The following is a 16,604-nucleotide window of genomic DNA, read 5'->3' on the forward strand; positions in this document are numbered from 1 at the left end:
CATGCCGATGACCCCTTACCTGCTGCTCCTCGCCCTCGTGGCGGCCGAGCGCCTGGTCGAACTCGCCGTGGCCCGCCGCAACACCGCCTGGAGCCTCGCGCGCGGCGCCCGGGAGTACGGTCGCGGCCACTACCCGGCCATGGTCGTCCTGCACACGGCGCTGCTCGCCGGATGCGCCGTCGAACCGTGGGCGGCGGGCCGTCCGTTCCTTCCGCTGCTCGGCTGGCCGGCGCTCGTCGTGGCCGTGGCCGCGCAGGCACTGCGCTGGTGGTGCGTCGCCACCCTCGGCCCCCGCTGGAACACCCGGGTCCTGGTCGTGCCCGGGCTGACGCCCGTCGCCGCCGGGCCGTACCGCCGGCTGCGCCACCCCAACTACCTGGCGGTGGTGGTGGAAGGGCTCGCGCTGCCGTTGGTCCACTGCGCGTGGGTGACGGCGGCCGGCTTCTGCGTGTTGAACGCGCTGCTGCTGCGGGTGCGCGTCCGCTGCGAGGATTCCGCGCTCAAGTACGCCCGTACCGGTGGCAGCCTCGTGGGCGCCGCGCCGTGATCGACCTGCTCGTGGCGGGCGGGGGGCCGGCCGGGCTGGCGACGGCCATCCACGGGGCCCTGGCGGGACTGGAGGTCGTGGTGGTCGAGCCGCGCCCGACGCCGATCGACAAGGCGTGCGGCGAGGGCCTGATGCCGGGCGCCGTACGCCGGCTGGCGGACCTGGGTGTGCCGGTGACGGGCCGCGCCTTCCACGGTATCCGCTACGTCGACGGGGTGACCGGGCTGCGCGCGGAGGGCCTGTTCAGGGACGGCCCCGGGTGCGGTGTTCGACGTACGGACCTCCAGGCGGCGCTCGCGGCCCGGGCCGCGCGCTTGGGCGTACGGGTGCTCGCGCGGCGCGTGGAGGAGGTCCGCCAGGACGAACACCGGGTCGCGGCGGCCGGCCTGAGCGCCCGCTACCTGGTGGCGGCGGACGGCCTCCACTCCCCGGTCCGGCGGGCCCTGGGCCTGTCTGTACCACCCGTGCCGGGGCGGCCGGCCCGCTACGGGCTGCGCCGCCACTACGCGGTGGCGCCGTGGAGCGACCTCGTGGAGGTGCACTGGGCACCGCGGTGCGAGGCGTACGTGACACCGGTCGGTCCCGACCGGATCGGGGTGGCGGTGCTGACCTGCGAGCAGGCCCCGTTCGCGGAGCAACTGGCCCGTTTCCCGCTTCTGTCGGCCCGGTTGCCGCCGCCGGCGCCGGGTGACGCCGTGCGCGGGGCGGGTCCGTTGCGCCAGCGTTCCCGTGCCAGGGTGGCGGGCCGGGTGTTGTTCGTCGGGGACGCGGCGGGGTACGTGGACGCGCTGACCGGGGAGGGCCTCTCACTGGCGCTGGCCGCCGCGGGCGAGCTCGTACGGTGCGTGCGGGCGGGGCGACCGCAGGAGTACGAGCGGGCCTGGCGGGAGGTGTCGCGCGGCTACCGGGCGCTGACCGGGTCCCTGCTGTGGGCTCGTGGACGGCCCTGCTTGGCGGGGCGGATCGTGCCGCTCGCCGCCCGGCTGCCCGGGATGTTCACGCGGGCGGTGAACCTGCTCGCCTAGGCCGTCTCTTCCGGGTCCTGCCGGTTGAGCGCGCGCCGTCGGGCGCCGTGCGTCGCAAGGAGGCGGGGCGTCCGTGTAGCGGACGTACCCGGTCGCCGCGACAACGCGGCGGGGTGCGGTGTTCAGGCGGCGCGGGCGAGGCAAGATCCGAAAGAGGCGGTCCCGGGCCCGTGGGGGCCGGTGCGACGTCTGCCGCCCGGACCCCCACGGTGGCCGGTCCGAGGTCAGGCGCCGTCGCCCTCCTCGGCCGCGGCGGTCCTCCGGGGGCCGTGCATGAGGGCCAGTCCGGCGAGGACGGAACCCGCTCCGGCACACAGGACGGTCGCGACGCCCGCCCAGGCGTGGGGGCCGCCGAGGGCTCCCGCCAGCGGGTCGAACACGGCGATCCCGCCCGCCAGGTGCAGCGCGACGACCGCGAGCGTGGCGACGGCCGTCGCCCGCCACACCGCCGCGGTGTCCCGTACCGCCAGCAGCACCCCGAGCCCCAGGCAGAGCACCGAGACGGCCGTGGGCAGGTAGCCCACCGCGTTGACGGCCGGCAGGGCGGCGAGGTTCCCGGGCAGGTGCATGACCCCGCAGAGCAGCAGTGCGGCGGCCGCGGGCCAGCGCAGCACGTGGTGCAGGACCTCGCCCCGGGCCGGGTCCGGCGGTCGCGCGGGGGGTGGGGCCGGGGCCTGGTCCGGGTCCGCTCGGCGGCTGGGTGCCGCGGCCGGGTCCTCGGGGAGGTCGATGCCCGGGCCGCCCCGGCCCCCGCCGTGCTCGGTGTCGGCGGCGGGGGGCGCGGGGGTGAGGGCTGCGTGGTCGGGTCGCTCGCCCACGGGGGGCCGGCCCGTGGACGGTTCGGGCGGCGCGGCGGGTTCCGCGGGCTGGTCGGGGCCCGCGCCGAGGAACCTGGCCAGGAGGGCCACGTCCTCGATGGGCCGGCCGAGGGCCGCCGCGCGCAGCGTGATGCCGGCCTCGACCTCGCCGTCCGGGGGCTCGCCCAGCAGGGTGACCATGTGCCGGACGTCGTCGACGGAACGCGACACGGCGGCCGCGGCCAACGCCTCCTGTCCGGACCGGGACAGCAGACCGGTCTCCTTCAGGAGGCCGACCAGGGCCGTGACCTCCTCGACCGGCCGGCAGGTGGCCGCCGTGTCCAGCAGGGTCCGTACGGTCTCCGGTGGCTCGTCGGCCGGCCCGGCGGCCGGGGGATGTCCGGGGCTGTCGGATTCCTCGGCACGCTCCCGGAGGGCGGGGGCCCGGTCCTGGGTCGTCTCGGGGGTGCCGTCGCGGTCGTCGTACTGCGCCGCCGCGCGGGTGTTGCGGTCATTCATGGAAAGCTCCGTTCGCCGACCCACGGGGTCTACACATCGCGCGCCGGTCATCGTGCGTCATGGGAATCGCACGCTTGGTTGCATTGAGCGGCATATGCGTCCACTGCGCCATTCGGGGCGGGCAAACGGGGGGCGGCACGGGCATCGGCGATTTCCCGGGCCGCCCGGGGGCAAGCGGTCTTCCATGACTGTCTATCTCGTCACCATCCCCGGCACCCTGTTGACCGAGCTCACCGCCGACGCCCGGACGCGGCTGGTGGGCGCGTTGCGGCCGGCGGATCCGCGGGGCACGGAACTGGGGGTCGCGGAGGACCTGGACATCCTGTCGTTCTACTCCGGCTCCTCCGCGTTCAGCCTCCACCTGGAGGTCGAGGCGTCCGACACCGCGTCCGCGACGGACAAGGCCCGGGACCTGGCGTCGTCGGCGCTGCGCGACGCCGGGCTGGACGCCGAGGCCGCCCCGCTCGGCGATCCGGTGATCACGGGGATCGCGGGCGAGTAGCCCACCCGGGGCGACGGGACCGGGGCGGGCTTCGAGATGCGTGCGCGCCTCGCTGCTGATTCCCTGGTTCCGCCCGCTCTCCACCACTGAGCCAAGGAGCAGACGATGAGCGTTGCAGGCGGATCCGGTGGCCGGTCGCGGCAGTTGCGCGAAAAGGCCCAGGAGATGAGGACGGCGGCGGCGCGGTCCGGTGACCCCCAGGAGCGCAAGCGGCTGGAGGACAAGGCCCGCCGGCTCCAGGAGCAGAGCGAGATGGAGAGCCGCATGATCGACGATCCCGGCATGGACCCGCGTTAGCGGACCGGCCGCGTCGTGAAACCCACGGAGGTGCCGTGAAGGCTACGGAGGTACTGGCCGACGCCTACGGACGTATCCGTGAGGTGGTGCACGAGGTGCTGGACGGGCTCTCGGCCGAGGAACTCAACGCGCGGGTCGACCCGGCGGCGAACTCCGTCGCGTGGCTGGTCTGGCACCTGACCCGGGTGCAGGACGACCACATCGCGGACGCGGCCGGGTCGGAGCAGGTGTGGCACGCGCAGGGCTGGGCGGAGCGGTTCGGTCTGCCGCTGCCGGCCGACGCCACCGGCTACGGGCACACGGCGCGGGAGGTCGGCAAGGTCCGCGTCGATTCGGCTGAGCCGTTGCTCGGTTACTTCGACGCGGTGCACGAGCAGACCCTGCGGTTCCTGCGGGGGCTGGGCGCCGCCGACCTGGAGCGGGTGGTCGACGAACGCTGGGATCCCCCGGTCACCCTGGGCGCGCGCCTGGTGAGCGTGCTGGCCGACGACCTCCAGCACGCCGGCCAGGCGGCCTTCGCCCGGGGCGTGCTGGAGCGCCGGTAGAAGGCAGCCGGACCGCCCGGGTAACGGGGAGCCGAACCGCCCGCGCCGCCCGGTCCTCGTGGGCGGGCGGCGCGGCGCGGAAAACGTACCCGGCACGCCGATGAGTCCGCGGGACGGCGGGAGTCTTGACTTCCGAGGGCCGGCCACCGCCGGCCGCACACCCGGCACGGCCATCGGGAGAGGTGGGGTCATGACCAGCCTGCGCGAGATCCTGGCATCGCACGTGAGCAGCGGATACCTGCCGGGGGCGGTGGGTCTGGTGGCCGGCGGTGACCGGGTCGAGGTGGCGGCGGTCGGCTCGGCCGGGCTCGGCGACTTCGCCCCCATGGCGCGGGACACCGTCTTCCGGGTGGCCTCGCTGACCAAGCCGATCGCCGCCGCCGCGGCGATGCTCCTGATCGAGGAGGGGCGGCTCGGGCTCGACGAACCGGTCGGCGGATGGCTCCCGGAACTCGCCTCGCCTGTGGTGGTCCGTACTCCGTCGAGCCCCGTGGACGACGTCGTGCCGGCGGTGCGTCCGATCACCGTGGAACACCTGTTGACCTTCCGGGCGGGGTACGGATTCCCCTCGGACTTCTCGCTGCCCGCGGTGCGGCCGCTGTTCACCGAGCTCAGGCAGGGTCCCCCGCAGCCGCAGTTCGTCGCGGAGCCGGACGCCTGGATGAAGACGCTGGCCCGGATCCCGCTGCTGTACCAGCCGGGCGAGGCGTGGCTCTACAACGCGTGCTCCGACATCCTGGGCGTGCTGATCGCCCGCGTCTCGGGGCGACCGCTGCCGGAGTTCCTCGCGGAGCGGATCTTCGAGCCGCTGGGGATGCGGGACACGGGATTCGCCGTCCCGGCGGCCGATCTTGGCCGCTTCACCGGGTACTACCGGGGCGGCGGCCCGGGAGGCGAGGGCGGACAGGGCGGACAGGGCGGACAGGGCGGCCTGGAACTGGTCGACGCCCCCGATGGACAGTGGAGCCGGATGCCGGCCTTCCCCTCCGCGGCGGGTGGCCTGGTCTCGACGGTGGACGACCTGTACGCCTTCGGCCGGATGCTGCTCGCCGGCGGGGCCGTCGACGGACGCCGGGTGCTGTCCGCCGAGTCGGTCCGGCGGATGACCGTCGACCGGCTGACCGCAGGGCAGCGGGCCGCGGGCGCGCCCTTCCTGGAGGGCCAGGGCTGGGGGTTCGGCGGCAGCGTGGACGTGGAGCGGCTGAATCCCTGGAACGAGCCCGGGCGCTATGGCTGGATCGGTGGTACCGGGACGGCGTCGCACATCGTCCCGGCCACCGGCCGCGTCACGGTCCTGCTCACCCAGCGCGAACTGGCCGGCCCGACCTCTCCCGCACTGATGCGGGAGTTCTGGCGGTACGCTGCCGCGGCCTGACCGGGCGTGCGGTCAGCGACCGGCGGTCAGCGGTCAGCGGTCAGCGACCGGCGGTCAGCGTCGGACGCTCCAGCCGAGGGTGGTGCGCAGGCTCGCGGCTATCTTCGGGTCGCGCACCGAAGGGGTCCGGTCCTCGGTCGTGACCGTCAGGCGGTGCGTCCGCGCGTCGGAGAGGGAGAGCTCTCCGACGCGTACGTCGGTCCGTCCGGCGAATCGTTTCAGCTCATGGCCGTCCAGGTACCAACGGACCAAGAGCTGTCGGCCGTCCGGACCGGTGAGGCGGGGGACGGAGACCTTCGCCCGGTCGCGCGGGCGCAGGGTGCGGCCGGTCGGGGTGAGCGCGGTGAGGGTGTGGGCGTGCCGGTGGAAGCCCGCGATCATCGCCTCGACGCCGGGCAGGCTGAACGGCTTGCCGAGCACCCGCATGATCGAGTTGTCGGTCGGTCGGTAGAGGCCGGTGACGTAGTATCCGCCGCCATCGTACGCGCCTACCGTGCCGCCGTCCGGGGACTGTTCGCCGACCCACCGGTACCACTTGGACCGGGCGTCGCGCATGCCGCCGGCGGTGAGGGTGGAGATGTTGGACTCGGCGGGCTCGGGGCCGGTGTACTGCTCGTAGCCGGGGGTGCCGGGGTAGAAGTACTCGTCGGCGAGCTTGCCGAGCGAGTGGCCGGTCTCGTGGACGGCGACCTGGCCGGACTTCGGGTTGCCCGCGGAGGCGGTGGAGATGCCCTCGTAGCCGAGGGAGGGGCTGGGTTCGTTGTAGCCGGCCCCGCCGTACTTGGCGCTGTTGGACAGGACGATGACGAGATCGGCGGCGGGCGCCTTCGCCACGTACGCGTCCACCTTCGGCTGGTCCACGCACAGCAGCCGTTCGATGCCGTCGCACCAGAAGTACGAGCCGAGGGCGGTGTCGCGGGTGGTGGCGGCGTCCGGGTCGCCGGAGACGCCGGATTCGCGGGAGACGGCGTCGACCGTCCAGACGTTGAACAGGTTGCGGTAGGTCGCGTACGGCTCGACGGATGTGACCTCGGCCCACTTCTGTCGCGCGTCGTCGTGGAACTTGCCCAGTTCGGCGGCGGTGTAGCCGTCGCCGATGACGACGACATCGAGGCGATCGGCGCTGGGGCCGTTGTCTACGGCCTTGGTGACCTCCCCGTCGGCGTCGCGCTCGGCGGCGGAGAGTCCGGTGGGGGCCTTGTCGTGGCCGGCGGCCGGGACCCGGACGTGCCCGGACCCGGCGTCGCCGCCCTGTTCGGGCCCCGGCACCTCGACCTCCACCGCGTGGGGCGCCGGCGCTCCGGGTGGCGGGGCGGCCGCTCCGGCGGGCACGGCGGCCAGCAACAGGGCGCTCGCGCCGAGGACCGCTACGGCCAGGCGGACGGTCGAGCGGATGGGTGACCCCATGAAGCCCCTCCCCGAGGAACATAAACAATAAGATAAGCAGGCTTAACCGAGTGCTTAAGTTAGGGGGGTGCGGAGGACGTGCGCAATGGGCATCTCCCGCTGAATACTGGGGAGTTCACATGACCAGAGGGGACTTCATGGACGAACCGGCCGCAATCGGCCGCCGCGTGCAGCGGCTTCGGGCGGAACGCGCGCTCACCCAGCGGCAGTTGGCTGAGCCCGTGTATACGCCGGCCTACATCTCCACCCTGGAGTCGGGGCGGGTCCGCCCGTCGGAAACCGCCCTGCGCTTCCTCGCCGAGCGCCTCGGCACCTCCTACGAGGAACTCGCCACCGGCCGCCCCGCCCATCTGGCCACCGAGCTGCGCCTCGCGCTGACCGACGCCCAGCGGGCCCTCGCGACGGGCGCCGCCGACGAGGCCGCCGTCCTCTTCCGGCGGCTGCTCACCGACGCCGAGCAGCTCGGCCTGGACCCCGAGCGGACGGAGGTGCTGCTGGGGCTGGGCGACTGCGCCCTGGAGGGCGGCGAACTGACGGACGCCATACGGCATTTCGAGTCGGCCGAGCGGCTGCTGGCGCACGAGCCGCTCCCCCGCCGCGCCCGCGCCGTCCGCGGTCGGGCCGTGGCCCACCTGCTCGCGGGGGAACTGCGCTACGCCTGCTACCTCCTCGAATCGGCCATCGACGAGCTCAACGCCGGCGGGCTGGGCGACCCGGAGGCGCTGGTGCTTCTCTACGCCGCCGTGATCGGCCCGTACATGGACATGGGGGCACACGCCCGCGCGGCGCACGCAGCCGAACTCGCCCTGGCGCTGGCTCCACAGGTCCAGGACCCGGCGCTGGTCGCGGGCATGCACCGGCAGGTCGCGCGGACCTTCCTCGCGGAGGGCCGCACGGCCGACGCGGACGCCTCCCTCGCCAAGGCACAGGCGGTGTACGGGCAACTGCGACTGCGCACCGATCTGGCGCACTGCCACTGGATGCGCGGCTATGTGCAGGCACAGCGGGGTGAACTGCGGTCCGCCGAAGGGGAGTTGCGCACGGCCCGGGACATGCTCGCCGCCAAGCGGGCGGCGCTCTACACCGCCCAGGTCGAGGTCGAGCTGGCCGACGTACTGCGCCGGCTCGGTCGGTACGACGAGGCCGTCGGGCTGCTGTCGGCGCTGCTGGAGCTGGGCGAGCAACACGGCGCCGTGCACGCGGGCGGAGCGCACCGGCTGCTCGGTCTCATCGCCGAGGAGCGGGGGGACGCCGAGGGCGCCGAGGAGCACTACGTACGGGCGTTGTCGCTGCTGGAGCGCAGCGGGGCGACGGGTGACCTCGCGGACCTGTGCCGGCTGCTCGGGGACCTGCTGCGGCGCGCCGGCCGCACGGAGGCCGCCCTCGACGTGTACCGCACGGGCCTGGCGCACAGGGCGGTCCCGGGCACCACGACGCTGGGCCCCGCCCCGGCGGCGCCGACGGGCGCCCCGGCCGCGCCGCGCGACCCGGACCGGGGGGAATCGGCCGGCTGATCAAGAGCCGTGTGCCCCGGTCCGCGCGTGGCCGGCGGCGCGGGCGGTGCAGGAGCGGGCGACCTCGTCGGCGAAGAGGCGGGCCGGTGGGGTCAGTGCGCTCCAACGACGCACGGCCCAGCCCACCGCGAGGGGCGGCAGCGCGGGGACGGGCAGCAGCCGCAGCGGCCCCTCGGCCCCGGGCACCCGCCAGCCCGGCAGGGCCGGCACCAGGGCATGGCCGAGACCGAGTTCGGCGAGCAGCAGGGCGGTGTCCCAGTCGGCCACGCTGGTGTCGGAGCGGCTGATCCGGACCCCGCGCGCGGCGAGTGCGGTGTCGAGCTGGGCGCGGGAGGCGGAGTTCTCCGGGAGCCGGATGTGACGGATGCCGCCGAGTTCGGCCGGCTCGACGCGGGGCCGGTCGGCGAGGGGGTCGTCGGCGCCGACCGCGAGGACCCAGGGCAGGTGCATGATGGGGCGTTGCTCGATGCCTCGGACAGGGTCGCCGATGGTGATCCAGGCGAGGTCGAGGTCGTCGGCCGCGAGGGCGGCGAAGCAGCTGCGGCTGGAGTTCTCGGTCTGGAACTCCAGGCTCACCTCGGGGTGGCGGCGGCGGAAGGTGACGACGGCCTCGGACATGAAGTGCCGGACGGTGGTCGCGCCCGTGGTGACACGGACCGATCCGGCGTCGCCGTGGACGAGGTCGTCGAGGCGGCGCAGGGCGCCGTCGAGGCCGGCGATGCCGTCGGCCGCGGCGGCCAGCAGGATACGGCCGGCTTCGGTGGGGACCACCCCGCGGGCGTGGCGTTCGAGCAGCGCGGTGCCGGTCTCCTTCTCCAGGCGTCGGACGTGCTGGCTGACGGCGGGCTGGGTCCGGCCGAGGTCGCGGGCGACGGCGCTGAGGCTGCCGGTGCGGCACACGGCGACGAAGACGCGGAGGTCGTCGAGGGTCATGAGGGCCAAGCTACAGCTTGGGTATGTGGGTGAAACCCGGGGATTGACTTGGGTTTTGGCCTCGATGAGGATCGACACAGGGCCCGGGCGGCAACCCGGAACCGGGCCCGCCCGGAGTCCGGACTCCGGGCGGGCGTGGTTCCGGGTGTCGACCCACCGAGGGGTCTTTCCGATGGTCTTCCCGAGGGTCCTTCCATCCAGGGCCTACGGCGTGAACGTCCACCGCTGCGCGGAAGTGTTCGCGCAGGCCGCGAGGGTGAGGCGGGTGCCGTCGGCGGACGCCGAGCCCTCCGGGGTCAGGCATCGGCCGGCGTTGCGCAGGCTTCCGTCGGGGCCCGGTTGCCAGGTCTGGCCGGTGGCGGCGCCGCAGGGTTGAACGGTGACGGCCGCCGCGTTCGTGGCGTCGAGGCAGACGCCGCCGAGCCCGGTGAGGTGGCTGTCGCCGCGCAGGGTCCAGCGCTGGTTGGGGCCCCCGTGGCAGGGGTAGAGGGTGGGTTCGGTGCCGGGCGTGGTGTTGCTGTGCGGTAGGTCGACGCAGGATGCCGACGCGGAGTTGACGAGGGTGGCGTCGGCGGGGAGGGGCGTCGGCCGGCCGGTGAGGGTGAGTTCGGCCGCGCTGGTCCAGGGCCCTCGTCCGCCGGCCTCGGTGAGGGAGCGCAGGCGCAGGTAGCGGCCCGGTTTGGCGGGCAGGGTGATCCGTTGGAGCGAGGCGGTGTCGGCGAAGGTTCCGGTGGCGGCCGGGGGGCCCCAGTCGGTGGTGGTGTCGGACACGTAGATCTCGTAGGAGCCGATGCGGCCGTTGGCCCCGCCGTCCTGCCGGGGCAGGTAGCCCAGGCCGTCCACGGTGTAGCGGGCGCCGAGGTCGATCTGCAGGTCGTGGGGCAGGGGCGCTGCGGTGCCGGATGACCAGGCGGTGTGCCACATCGTGGCCGGGTCGCCGTCGAAGGCGTTCGCGGCGGCCCCGTTCTCGGCGGCGGTTTCCTGGCTGTCGGCGGAGACCAGGCTCCAGGCCGACTGCGGCAGCGGGGTCGAGCCGCTCGGGAGGGCGCCGGCCGCGGGGAGGCGCACCCCGGAGGCCGTGACGGCGAACGCGCCCTGCTTCGTACCGGTCTTCACCCACAGGACGCCGGCGCGATCGGTCGGGTCGAAGAACCAGCCGGTGGCCGCGGCGTCGTACGCGCTCTTGGAGGCGAGCCGGGCGAGGGGGACGCCCCCGACGCTCAGGGCGGTGGGCGCGGAGGCCAGGTGCAGGCTGAACTCGTAGCCCCGCGAGGTCGGTTGACCGGCATAGCTGCCGGTGGGGGCGCCCACGGAGACGGTGACGTCGCCCGTACCGGCGGTGGGGGCGCTGACGTTCACCTGCTGGCGGGCGAACGCGCCCGACTGGTAGGCGCGGGTGCGGCCGTCGTCCTCGTAGAGGCTGAAGGCGGAGTTACCGCGCGGGTGGATGTCGTAGGTGAGGGTGGAGACGGGCTTCTCCCCGGTGTAGTTCATCTGCGGCCACATCGGCACGATCGCGCCGCCCTTGACGAAGAGCGGCAGGGTGTCGAGGGGCGCCTTGTAGCCGTTCAGCCAGCCGGGGCCCGCGTAGGTCGTGCCGGTCCAGTAGTCGGTCCAGGTGCCGGCGGGCAGGTAGATGCCGTCGCGTACGGAGGTGTCGGAAACGACCGGCGCGACGAGGAAGGAGTCGCCCGCCATGAACTGGCCGCTGGTGAGGTTGCCGCGGGCCACGGGGTCGTCGGGGTACTCCAGGACCATCGCCCGGGTGCTGGGCACGCCGGTGTCGTGCGCGACGCGGCTCATCGTGTACAGGTACGGCATGAGCCGCATCTTGAGCTGGAGGTACTTGCGGTTGATGGACAGGTAGGGCTCGGCGAACCGCCAGGGCTGCTTGTCCTGGTAGCCGGCGGCGGGGTTGGTCGCGCCCCAGCCGGACATGGTCATGAACGCGGGGGTGAAGGATTTCCACTGGAGGTCGCGGACGTAGGTCTCGGGGCTGCCGCCGAAGATGCCGTCGACGTCACCGGAGGCGTAGTTGAGGCCGGACAGGCCGGCGCCCGTGATGGCGGGGACGTGCCAGCGCATGTCGTCCCAGGTGCCGTTGGTGTCACCCGTCCAGACGACGGCGTTGCGCTGGGTGCCGGCCCAGCCGTCGACGGTCCACACGTAGCGGCGGGCATCGGAGTTCTTCTCGATGCCGTCGACGGCCTGCCGGACGCCGGTGAAGGCGCTCTTGTACCCGCCGCCGATCCAGGCGACGTCCGTCTTCACGCCCCGGGTGCCGGCGGCGCCGACCTCGGTCGCGATGTCGGTCAGGCCGGTGGAGGTCCACAGGCCGGTCTGGAACCCCTTGGCCTTGAGGGCGTCGACGGTGGATTTGAGGGGCGAGGTGTAGCCGCAGCCGTAGCCGTCGTTGGGCAGGAACCAGCCCGAGGGCATGTCGGCGGCGCGGGCGTCTGAGGCGTAGCCGACCACGTCGGGGGTGGTCTGGTGGCGCGCGCGGTCGTGGTCGCCCTGGTAGGCGGGGTTGGAGGCGTTGAAGCAGTCGGCGTTGCCGAGTTCGAAGCCCCACATCGGCGCCATGAAGGGTTTGCCACTGACGTCGGTGTAGGCGTCGAGGACCGATTTGAGGGAGTCGCCGGTGAAGTACCAGGCGTCGAAGCGCTTCTCGTCGTGGGCGAGGGTGGTGGGGGCGTTGAACCCGTACGAGCCCGGGGCCCAGGTGTTGCGCATGACGCCGTAACCGTTGGTGGACATGTAGAAGGGCGCCGGGCTGGCGTTGTCGTTCTCGCGCCAGTTGTTGTCCACGGCGACGGGGACCGTCTTGCCGCGCAGGGCCCATTCGCCCAGGCGCAGGCCGGTTCCGTAGAACTGCTCGTCGGCGCCCCGGGCGAGGTACTGGGTGGTACGGGTGGCGGTCCAGGAGGTGGGCTGGGTCTCCTGCCAGACGAGGGTGGCGTTGTCGGCGCGGTAGACGGAGAACCGCAGGGGCGTCTTGTTGACGCGGACGGAGAGGGCGCCGGTGGTGATCCGGTAGTAGGTGCCCGCGTCGGTGTACGTGGTGTCCACGGGACCGAAGTCGGTGGTGGGGGCGAGGTCGGTGCCCGCGGGGTCCTGGGTGAAGGCGCCGTCGGGCGAGAGCCACAGTCGGAAGATGTCGGCGCGGGCGATGACCACACGGGCCTTGGCGCCGGAGGAGGTGGACACGGTGAAGGTGTTGCCGGACCGGGTGAGACCGGTGGCGTTGCCCGCCGTGGCGGGCGCCGGAGCCGCGTCGGCCGGTGGGGCCATGGGGCCGGCGGCGGCCAGTCCCGCCACGGCGAGGAGGCCGGCGAGCAGGGCGGCGCCGGGTGCGCGGCGGCGCGCTCCGACCCGGTGTCTCGCGCGGGCGGGGCGGGGGAAGGAACGGACGCGCCTCAGGGTCAGTGTCATGGGGCAGCTCCTCGTGCGGTCCGGGTCACGGACTCACCGCTTTGGCATGCGCCTGGCAAACAACACGGCCAAGATAGCGGCTCGCGGAGCCGGGATGAAGGAAGTTGCTCGAAATCGCGCTTCAACAAGCAACTTCACGCACGACGAACGGCCGGGGCTTCGACTCATCCGAGCCGTTCCATCGCCACCGGCGCCGCGTCGTCCCACATCCCCGTGTCGCAGGCGGTAGGGGTGTCTGACGGGTCATGACTCCTGCTCAAGCGCGACGGCGCGCACGCGGGCGGGGCAGCGCGGGGGTCAGATCTCCAGCGTCATTTCCGGGGTGACGGTCAGGAGCGGCGGCGCCGATACGGGGTGGCGGTGGCCGCAGGGGTCGAAGACCAGGACCAGAGGCTCCCCGGGGCGGCGGCGCCAGGAAACCCGCTCCGCACGGCCGGCGCACACCGGGCAGGGCGGCAACGGGCCCGCCCGACCTCCGGGCACGTCGGGCGCGGCCCGGAGCGTCGGCGGCGCGGTGTGCGGGTCACGCATGGCGGCTCCCTGGTCCGTCGGGTGTACTGCCGGCACTGTGCCATGCCCGCCACCCCGCACGCACGGGTGGTCCACCCCGTGTACCGCTGCCCGGCGACCGCAGGCGCCCGAGCCCGAACGGGCCGTGGCGGTCCGAGGTCGGGGGCGCTGTCGCGAAAGCGCCGGTGCGCGGAGGACCGTACGGTCCTTCGCGCACCGGCGCCGGCGTGCAGTAGCCGCTCAGCCGAGCTTGGCGACCTCCGGGTGGGCGTCCAGCCAGGCACGGACGGCCTGCTGTTCCTTGCCCTTGCCGGTTTCCTGGATCTTGGCCTCCAGGCCGGTCAGCTGCTGTTCGGTCAGCTTGAACGAGCGCATCCGGGCGGCGACTTCCGGCTCGTCGGCCGCGAAGCCCTTGCGGGTGACGGTGTGGATGCCGGCGCCGTTGCCCCAGGCGCCCTGCGGGTCCTGAAGCTTCTTCAGGTCGTACGAGGCGTAGGCCCAGTGCGGCGACCAGAGCACGACCGCGATCGGCTCCTTCTTGGCGTAGGCCCGCTTGAGTTCGGCGAGCATGCCGGGGGTGGAGCCGTCGACGACCTGGTACTCGCCGTCGAGGCCGTACCGCGGCAGGACCTTGTCCTTGAGCATCGTCATCTCGCCCGCGCTGGGCTCGATGCCGATGATCCGGCCCTTGAACCGGCTGCCCTTGCCCTTGAGGTCGGCGAGGGAGGAGACGTCCTTCACGTACGAGGGGACGCTCACCTCAAGGGACGTCGGGCCGTACCACGCGCCCAGGTCGTCCAGCTTGTTCCCGTACTTCTTCCAGTACTCGGCCTGGGTGACCGGCAGCCACGCGTCGGTCTGGACATCGATCTGTCCGCCCGCGAGGCCGGTGAACAGGGCGCCCAGCTCCAACTGGCGGGCGTCGACCTTGTAGCCGCGCCGCTCCAGGAGCTCCTTCCAGAGGAACGTGGAGGCGGTGCCCTCGTCCCAGGGGATGTAGCCGATGCTGATGGTGCGGCCCTTGCCCGTGTTGGGCAGGCCGGAGGCGGTCGCGGCGGGAGAGCCGCCGCCGAACATGCCCAGGCCGCCCGCGACGAGGGCCAGGACCACGACGCCGCTCAGGGCGTGGGCCGGCTGCGGCCGGTGCTGCCACAGCCGGGCGGCGCCGTGCGTGGCGGCGCGCGCCTTGGCGAGGGCGCGCCGGCCGAGCGGGGAGACCTGCCGTCCGAGGGCGCCGGTCATCCGGTCCAGGTACATGGCGAGGATGACGATGGAGATGCCCGCCTCGAAGCCGAGGCCGATGTCGACGCTGCCGATGGCACGGTAGACGGCGCCGCCGAGCCCGCCGCCGCCGACCATGCCGGCGATGACGACCATGGAGAGGCCGAGCATGATGACCTGGTTGATGCCGGCCATGATCGTGGGCAGCGCCAGCGGCAACTGCACCCGTACGAGGGTGTTGCGCGGGGTGGTGCCGAAGGCGTTGGCTGCCTCGACCAGCTCACCGTCGACCTGGCGGATGCCGAGCTCGGTCATCCGCACGCCCGGGGGGAGCGAGAAGATGATCGTCGCGATGATGCCGGGCACCACGCCGACCCCGAAGAAGATGATGCCGGGAATGAGGTAGACCATGGCGGGCATGGTCTGCATGAAGTCGAGGGCGGGCCGCAGGACGGCGCTCACCCGGTCCGAGCGGGACGCCCAGATGCCCAGCGGCACCGCGATCACGAGGGTGACCAGGGTGGCGACCAGCACCAGGGAGAGCGTGGACATCGCGTCGTCCCACAAGCCGACGGAGTCGACGAGCGCGAACCCGGCGAAGGCAAGCAGGCCGGCGAGCAGCCCGCGCAGCCACCACGCGGCGACGGCGAGGATGCCGGCGAACAGCAGCGGGGCGGGCGCGGACAGGACGGCGTCGATGCCGTCGTAGAGGCCGTTGACCAGCGAGCTGATCGCCTCGAAGAGCCAGGACAGGTGGCGCTGAAGGAAGTCGACACCGCTGTCGACCCAGGCGCCGAGATGGATACGGGGCATCAGGCGGCCACCTCCGTCGCGCAGTGCATCGGCGGCCGTTGTTCGTCGCCGATGAAGGCGATGAGGCGGTCCTGACCCACCGATCCGACGACGGAGCCGTCCGCGCCGGTGACGGCGACGGGGTGCGGCACCCGGGCGCTGACCGCGCACAGGTCGGCGAGCGGCGTGGCCGCGCTGACGGTGGGACAGTCGCAGGCGTCGGCGCCCGGTTCGGGCTCCTCCATGACGGCGTCGGCCGTCAGGACCCGGGAGCGGTCGACGTCCTGGATGAAGGAGGCGACGTACTCGTCAGCGGGCCGGATCAGGATGTCCTCGGCGGTGCCCTGCTGGACGATCCTGCCGTCGCGCATGACGGCGATCGAGTCGCCGAGCCGCATGGCCTCGTTGAGGTCGTGGGTGATGAACACGATCGTCTTCTTCAGCGTGCGCTGGAGTTCGAGGAGCTGGTCCTGCATGTCGCGCCGGATCAGCGGGTCGAGGGCGCTGAACGACTCGTCCATCAGGAGCAGGTCGGCGTCCGTGGCGAGGGCGCGGGCGAGACCGACGCGCTGCTGCATACCGCCGGACAGCTCGTCGGGCCAGGACTTCTCCCAGCCGCCGAGCCCGCACAGCGCCAGCGCCTCGGCGGCGCGCCGTTCGCGCTCGGCCCGGGGGACGCCCTGGACCTCCAGACCGTAGCCGGCGTTCTCCAGCACGTTTCGGTGTGGGAACAGAGCGAAGTGCTGGAACACCATGCTGATCTTCGTGGAACGGACCCGGCGCAGGTCGGCCGGGGCGAGCGCGGTGAGGTCCTCGCCGTCGAAGAGGATGCGTCCCGCAGTGGGCTCCAGCAGTCCGTTGAGCATGCGCAGGAGGGTGGACTTGCCCGATCCGGACAGGCCCATGACGACGAAGATCTCGCCGGGCTCGACGCGGAAGGACGCGTCGATCACGGCGGCCGTGACCCCGTCGGCCCGAAGTTCCTCGCGGTCGGCGCCGTTTTCGAGGGTACGGATCACCTCCGCGCCGCCTTCGCCGTCGCCGGGCCGTCTGCCGAACACCTTGTACACGTGCTCGGCCTGGAGCGTGGACACATACACCTCGCGGGTCGTGGGGATACGGCTCGCGCGCCGGTGGGGCGGCGCGCGCCGTGGAGCGGTGCGGGATCCGCCCGCCCTTGCGCCGGCC

Annotated in this window: 14 protein-coding genes; 7 read left to right on the forward strand and 7 right to left on the reverse strand. The window is 73.4% G+C overall.

What is annotated here, in order from left to right:
* The first annotated feature begins 7 nt into the window (after nt 1–7).
* Together ABZ934_RS00970 and ABZ934_RS00975 are read left to right on the forward strand one after the other, a co-directional pair.
* Nucleotides 8–547, forward strand: coding sequence for an isoprenylcysteine carboxylmethyltransferase family protein (locus tag ABZ934_RS00970; protein WP_361308647.1), 540 nt, complete (start codon nt 8–10; stop codon nt 545–547).
* Nucleotides 544–1,572 carry an NAD(P)/FAD-dependent oxidoreductase gene (locus ABZ934_RS00975; RefSeq protein WP_361307133.1) on the forward strand — a complete coding sequence of 343 codons (1,029 nt, stop codon included), beginning with the start codon at nt 544–546 and terminating at the stop codon, nt 1,570–1,572. Before ABZ934_RS00970 ends, ABZ934_RS00975 begins: the two co-directional genes overlap by 4 nt.
* A 224-nt stretch (nt 1,573–1,796) precedes the next feature.
* Here the strand turns inward: ABZ934_RS00975 and ABZ934_RS00980 are convergent, their stop codons facing one another.
* Nucleotides 1,797–2,888, reverse strand: a complete 1,092-nt coding sequence (locus tag ABZ934_RS00980) for a hypothetical protein (RefSeq protein WP_361307135.1) — start codon at nt 2,886–2,888, stop codon at nt 1,797–1,799.
* Between the two features lie 184 nt (nt 2,889–3,072).
* Here ABZ934_RS00980 and ABZ934_RS00985 point away from each other — a divergent pair, with 184 nt between their 5' ends.
* The 4 genes from ABZ934_RS00985 (at nt 3,073) to ABZ934_RS01000 (ending at nt 5,607) form a co-directional block, all read left to right on the forward strand.
* Entirely contained in the window at nt 3,073–3,390 is a 318-nt protein-coding gene (locus tag ABZ934_RS00985) for a hypothetical protein (protein ID WP_361307137.1), read from the forward strand.
* A gap of 105 nt (nt 3,391–3,495) precedes the next feature.
* On the forward strand, nt 3,496–3,687 hold the full coding sequence (locus ABZ934_RS00990) for a DUF6381 family protein (RefSeq protein ID WP_361307139.1): 192 nt from the start codon (nt 3,496–3,498) through the stop codon (nt 3,685–3,687).
* Nucleotides 3,688–3,722: 35 nt separating this feature from the next.
* A complete protein-coding gene (locus ABZ934_RS00995; RefSeq protein ID WP_361307141.1) occupies nt 3,723–4,232 on the forward strand; it encodes a DinB family protein in 510 nt (169 codons plus the stop codon).
* A gap of 190 nt (nt 4,233–4,422) precedes the next feature.
* Nucleotides 4,423–5,607, forward strand: coding sequence for a serine hydrolase domain-containing protein (locus ABZ934_RS01000; RefSeq protein ID WP_361307143.1), 1,185 nt, complete (start codon nt 4,423–4,425; stop codon nt 5,605–5,607).
* A 54-nt stretch (nt 5,608–5,661) separates the two neighbouring features.
* Here the strand turns inward: ABZ934_RS01000 and ABZ934_RS01005 are convergent, their stop codons facing one another.
* Nucleotides 5,662–7,014: a M64 family metallopeptidase gene (locus ABZ934_RS01005; protein WP_361307145.1), complete on the reverse strand. Its 1,353-nt coding sequence runs from the start codon at nt 7,012–7,014 to the stop codon at nt 5,662–5,664.
* Nucleotides 7,015–7,151: 137 nt separating this feature from the next.
* Between ABZ934_RS01005 and ABZ934_RS01010 the strand changes: the two genes are divergently transcribed.
* Nucleotides 7,152–8,528 (forward strand): helix-turn-helix transcriptional regulator, encoded by a 1,377-nt coding sequence (locus ABZ934_RS01010; RefSeq protein WP_361308649.1) that lies wholly within the window; start codon nt 7,152–7,154, stop codon nt 8,526–8,528.
* Here the strand turns inward: ABZ934_RS01010 and ABZ934_RS01015 are convergent, their stop codons facing one another.
* The 5 genes from ABZ934_RS01015 to ABZ934_RS01035 all read right to left on the reverse strand — a co-directional run bounded on the left by ABZ934_RS01015 (nt 8,529) and on the right by ABZ934_RS01035 (nt 16,510).
* Nucleotides 8,529–9,461, reverse strand: a complete 933-nt coding sequence (locus ABZ934_RS01015; RefSeq protein ID WP_361307147.1) for a LysR family transcriptional regulator — start codon at nt 9,459–9,461, stop codon at nt 8,529–8,531. It abuts the gene before it with no gap.
* Nucleotides 9,462–9,665: 204 nt separating this feature from the next.
* Nucleotides 9,666–12,893 carry a TIM-barrel domain-containing protein gene (locus ABZ934_RS01020; protein WP_361307149.1) on the reverse strand — a complete coding sequence of 1,076 codons (3,228 nt, stop codon included), beginning with the start codon at nt 12,891–12,893 and terminating at the stop codon, nt 9,666–9,668.
* A gap of 297 nt (nt 12,894–13,190) precedes the next feature.
* Complete coding sequence (locus ABZ934_RS01025) at nt 13,191–13,424, reverse strand: hypothetical protein (protein ID WP_361307151.1); 234 nt, start codon at nt 13,422–13,424, stop codon at nt 13,191–13,193.
* Between the two features lie 219 nt (nt 13,425–13,643).
* On the reverse strand, nt 13,644–15,437 hold the full coding sequence (locus tag ABZ934_RS01030; protein ID WP_361307153.1) for an ABC transporter permease/substrate binding protein: 1,794 nt from the start codon (nt 15,435–15,437) through the stop codon (nt 13,644–13,646).
* Nucleotides 15,437–16,510: a betaine/proline/choline family ABC transporter ATP-binding protein gene (locus ABZ934_RS01035; protein ID WP_361307155.1), complete on the reverse strand. Its 1,074-nt coding sequence runs from the start codon at nt 16,508–16,510 to the stop codon at nt 15,437–15,439. The genes ABZ934_RS01030 and ABZ934_RS01035 overlap by 1 nt, the downstream gene beginning before the upstream one ends.
* Between the last annotated feature and the right edge of the window lie 94 nt (nt 16,511–16,604).

It is taken from the genome of Streptomyces sp. NPDC046557, from assembly GCF_040645975.1.
Taxonomy (GTDB): Bacteria; Actinomycetota; Actinomycetes; order Streptomycetales; family Streptomycetaceae; genus Streptomyces.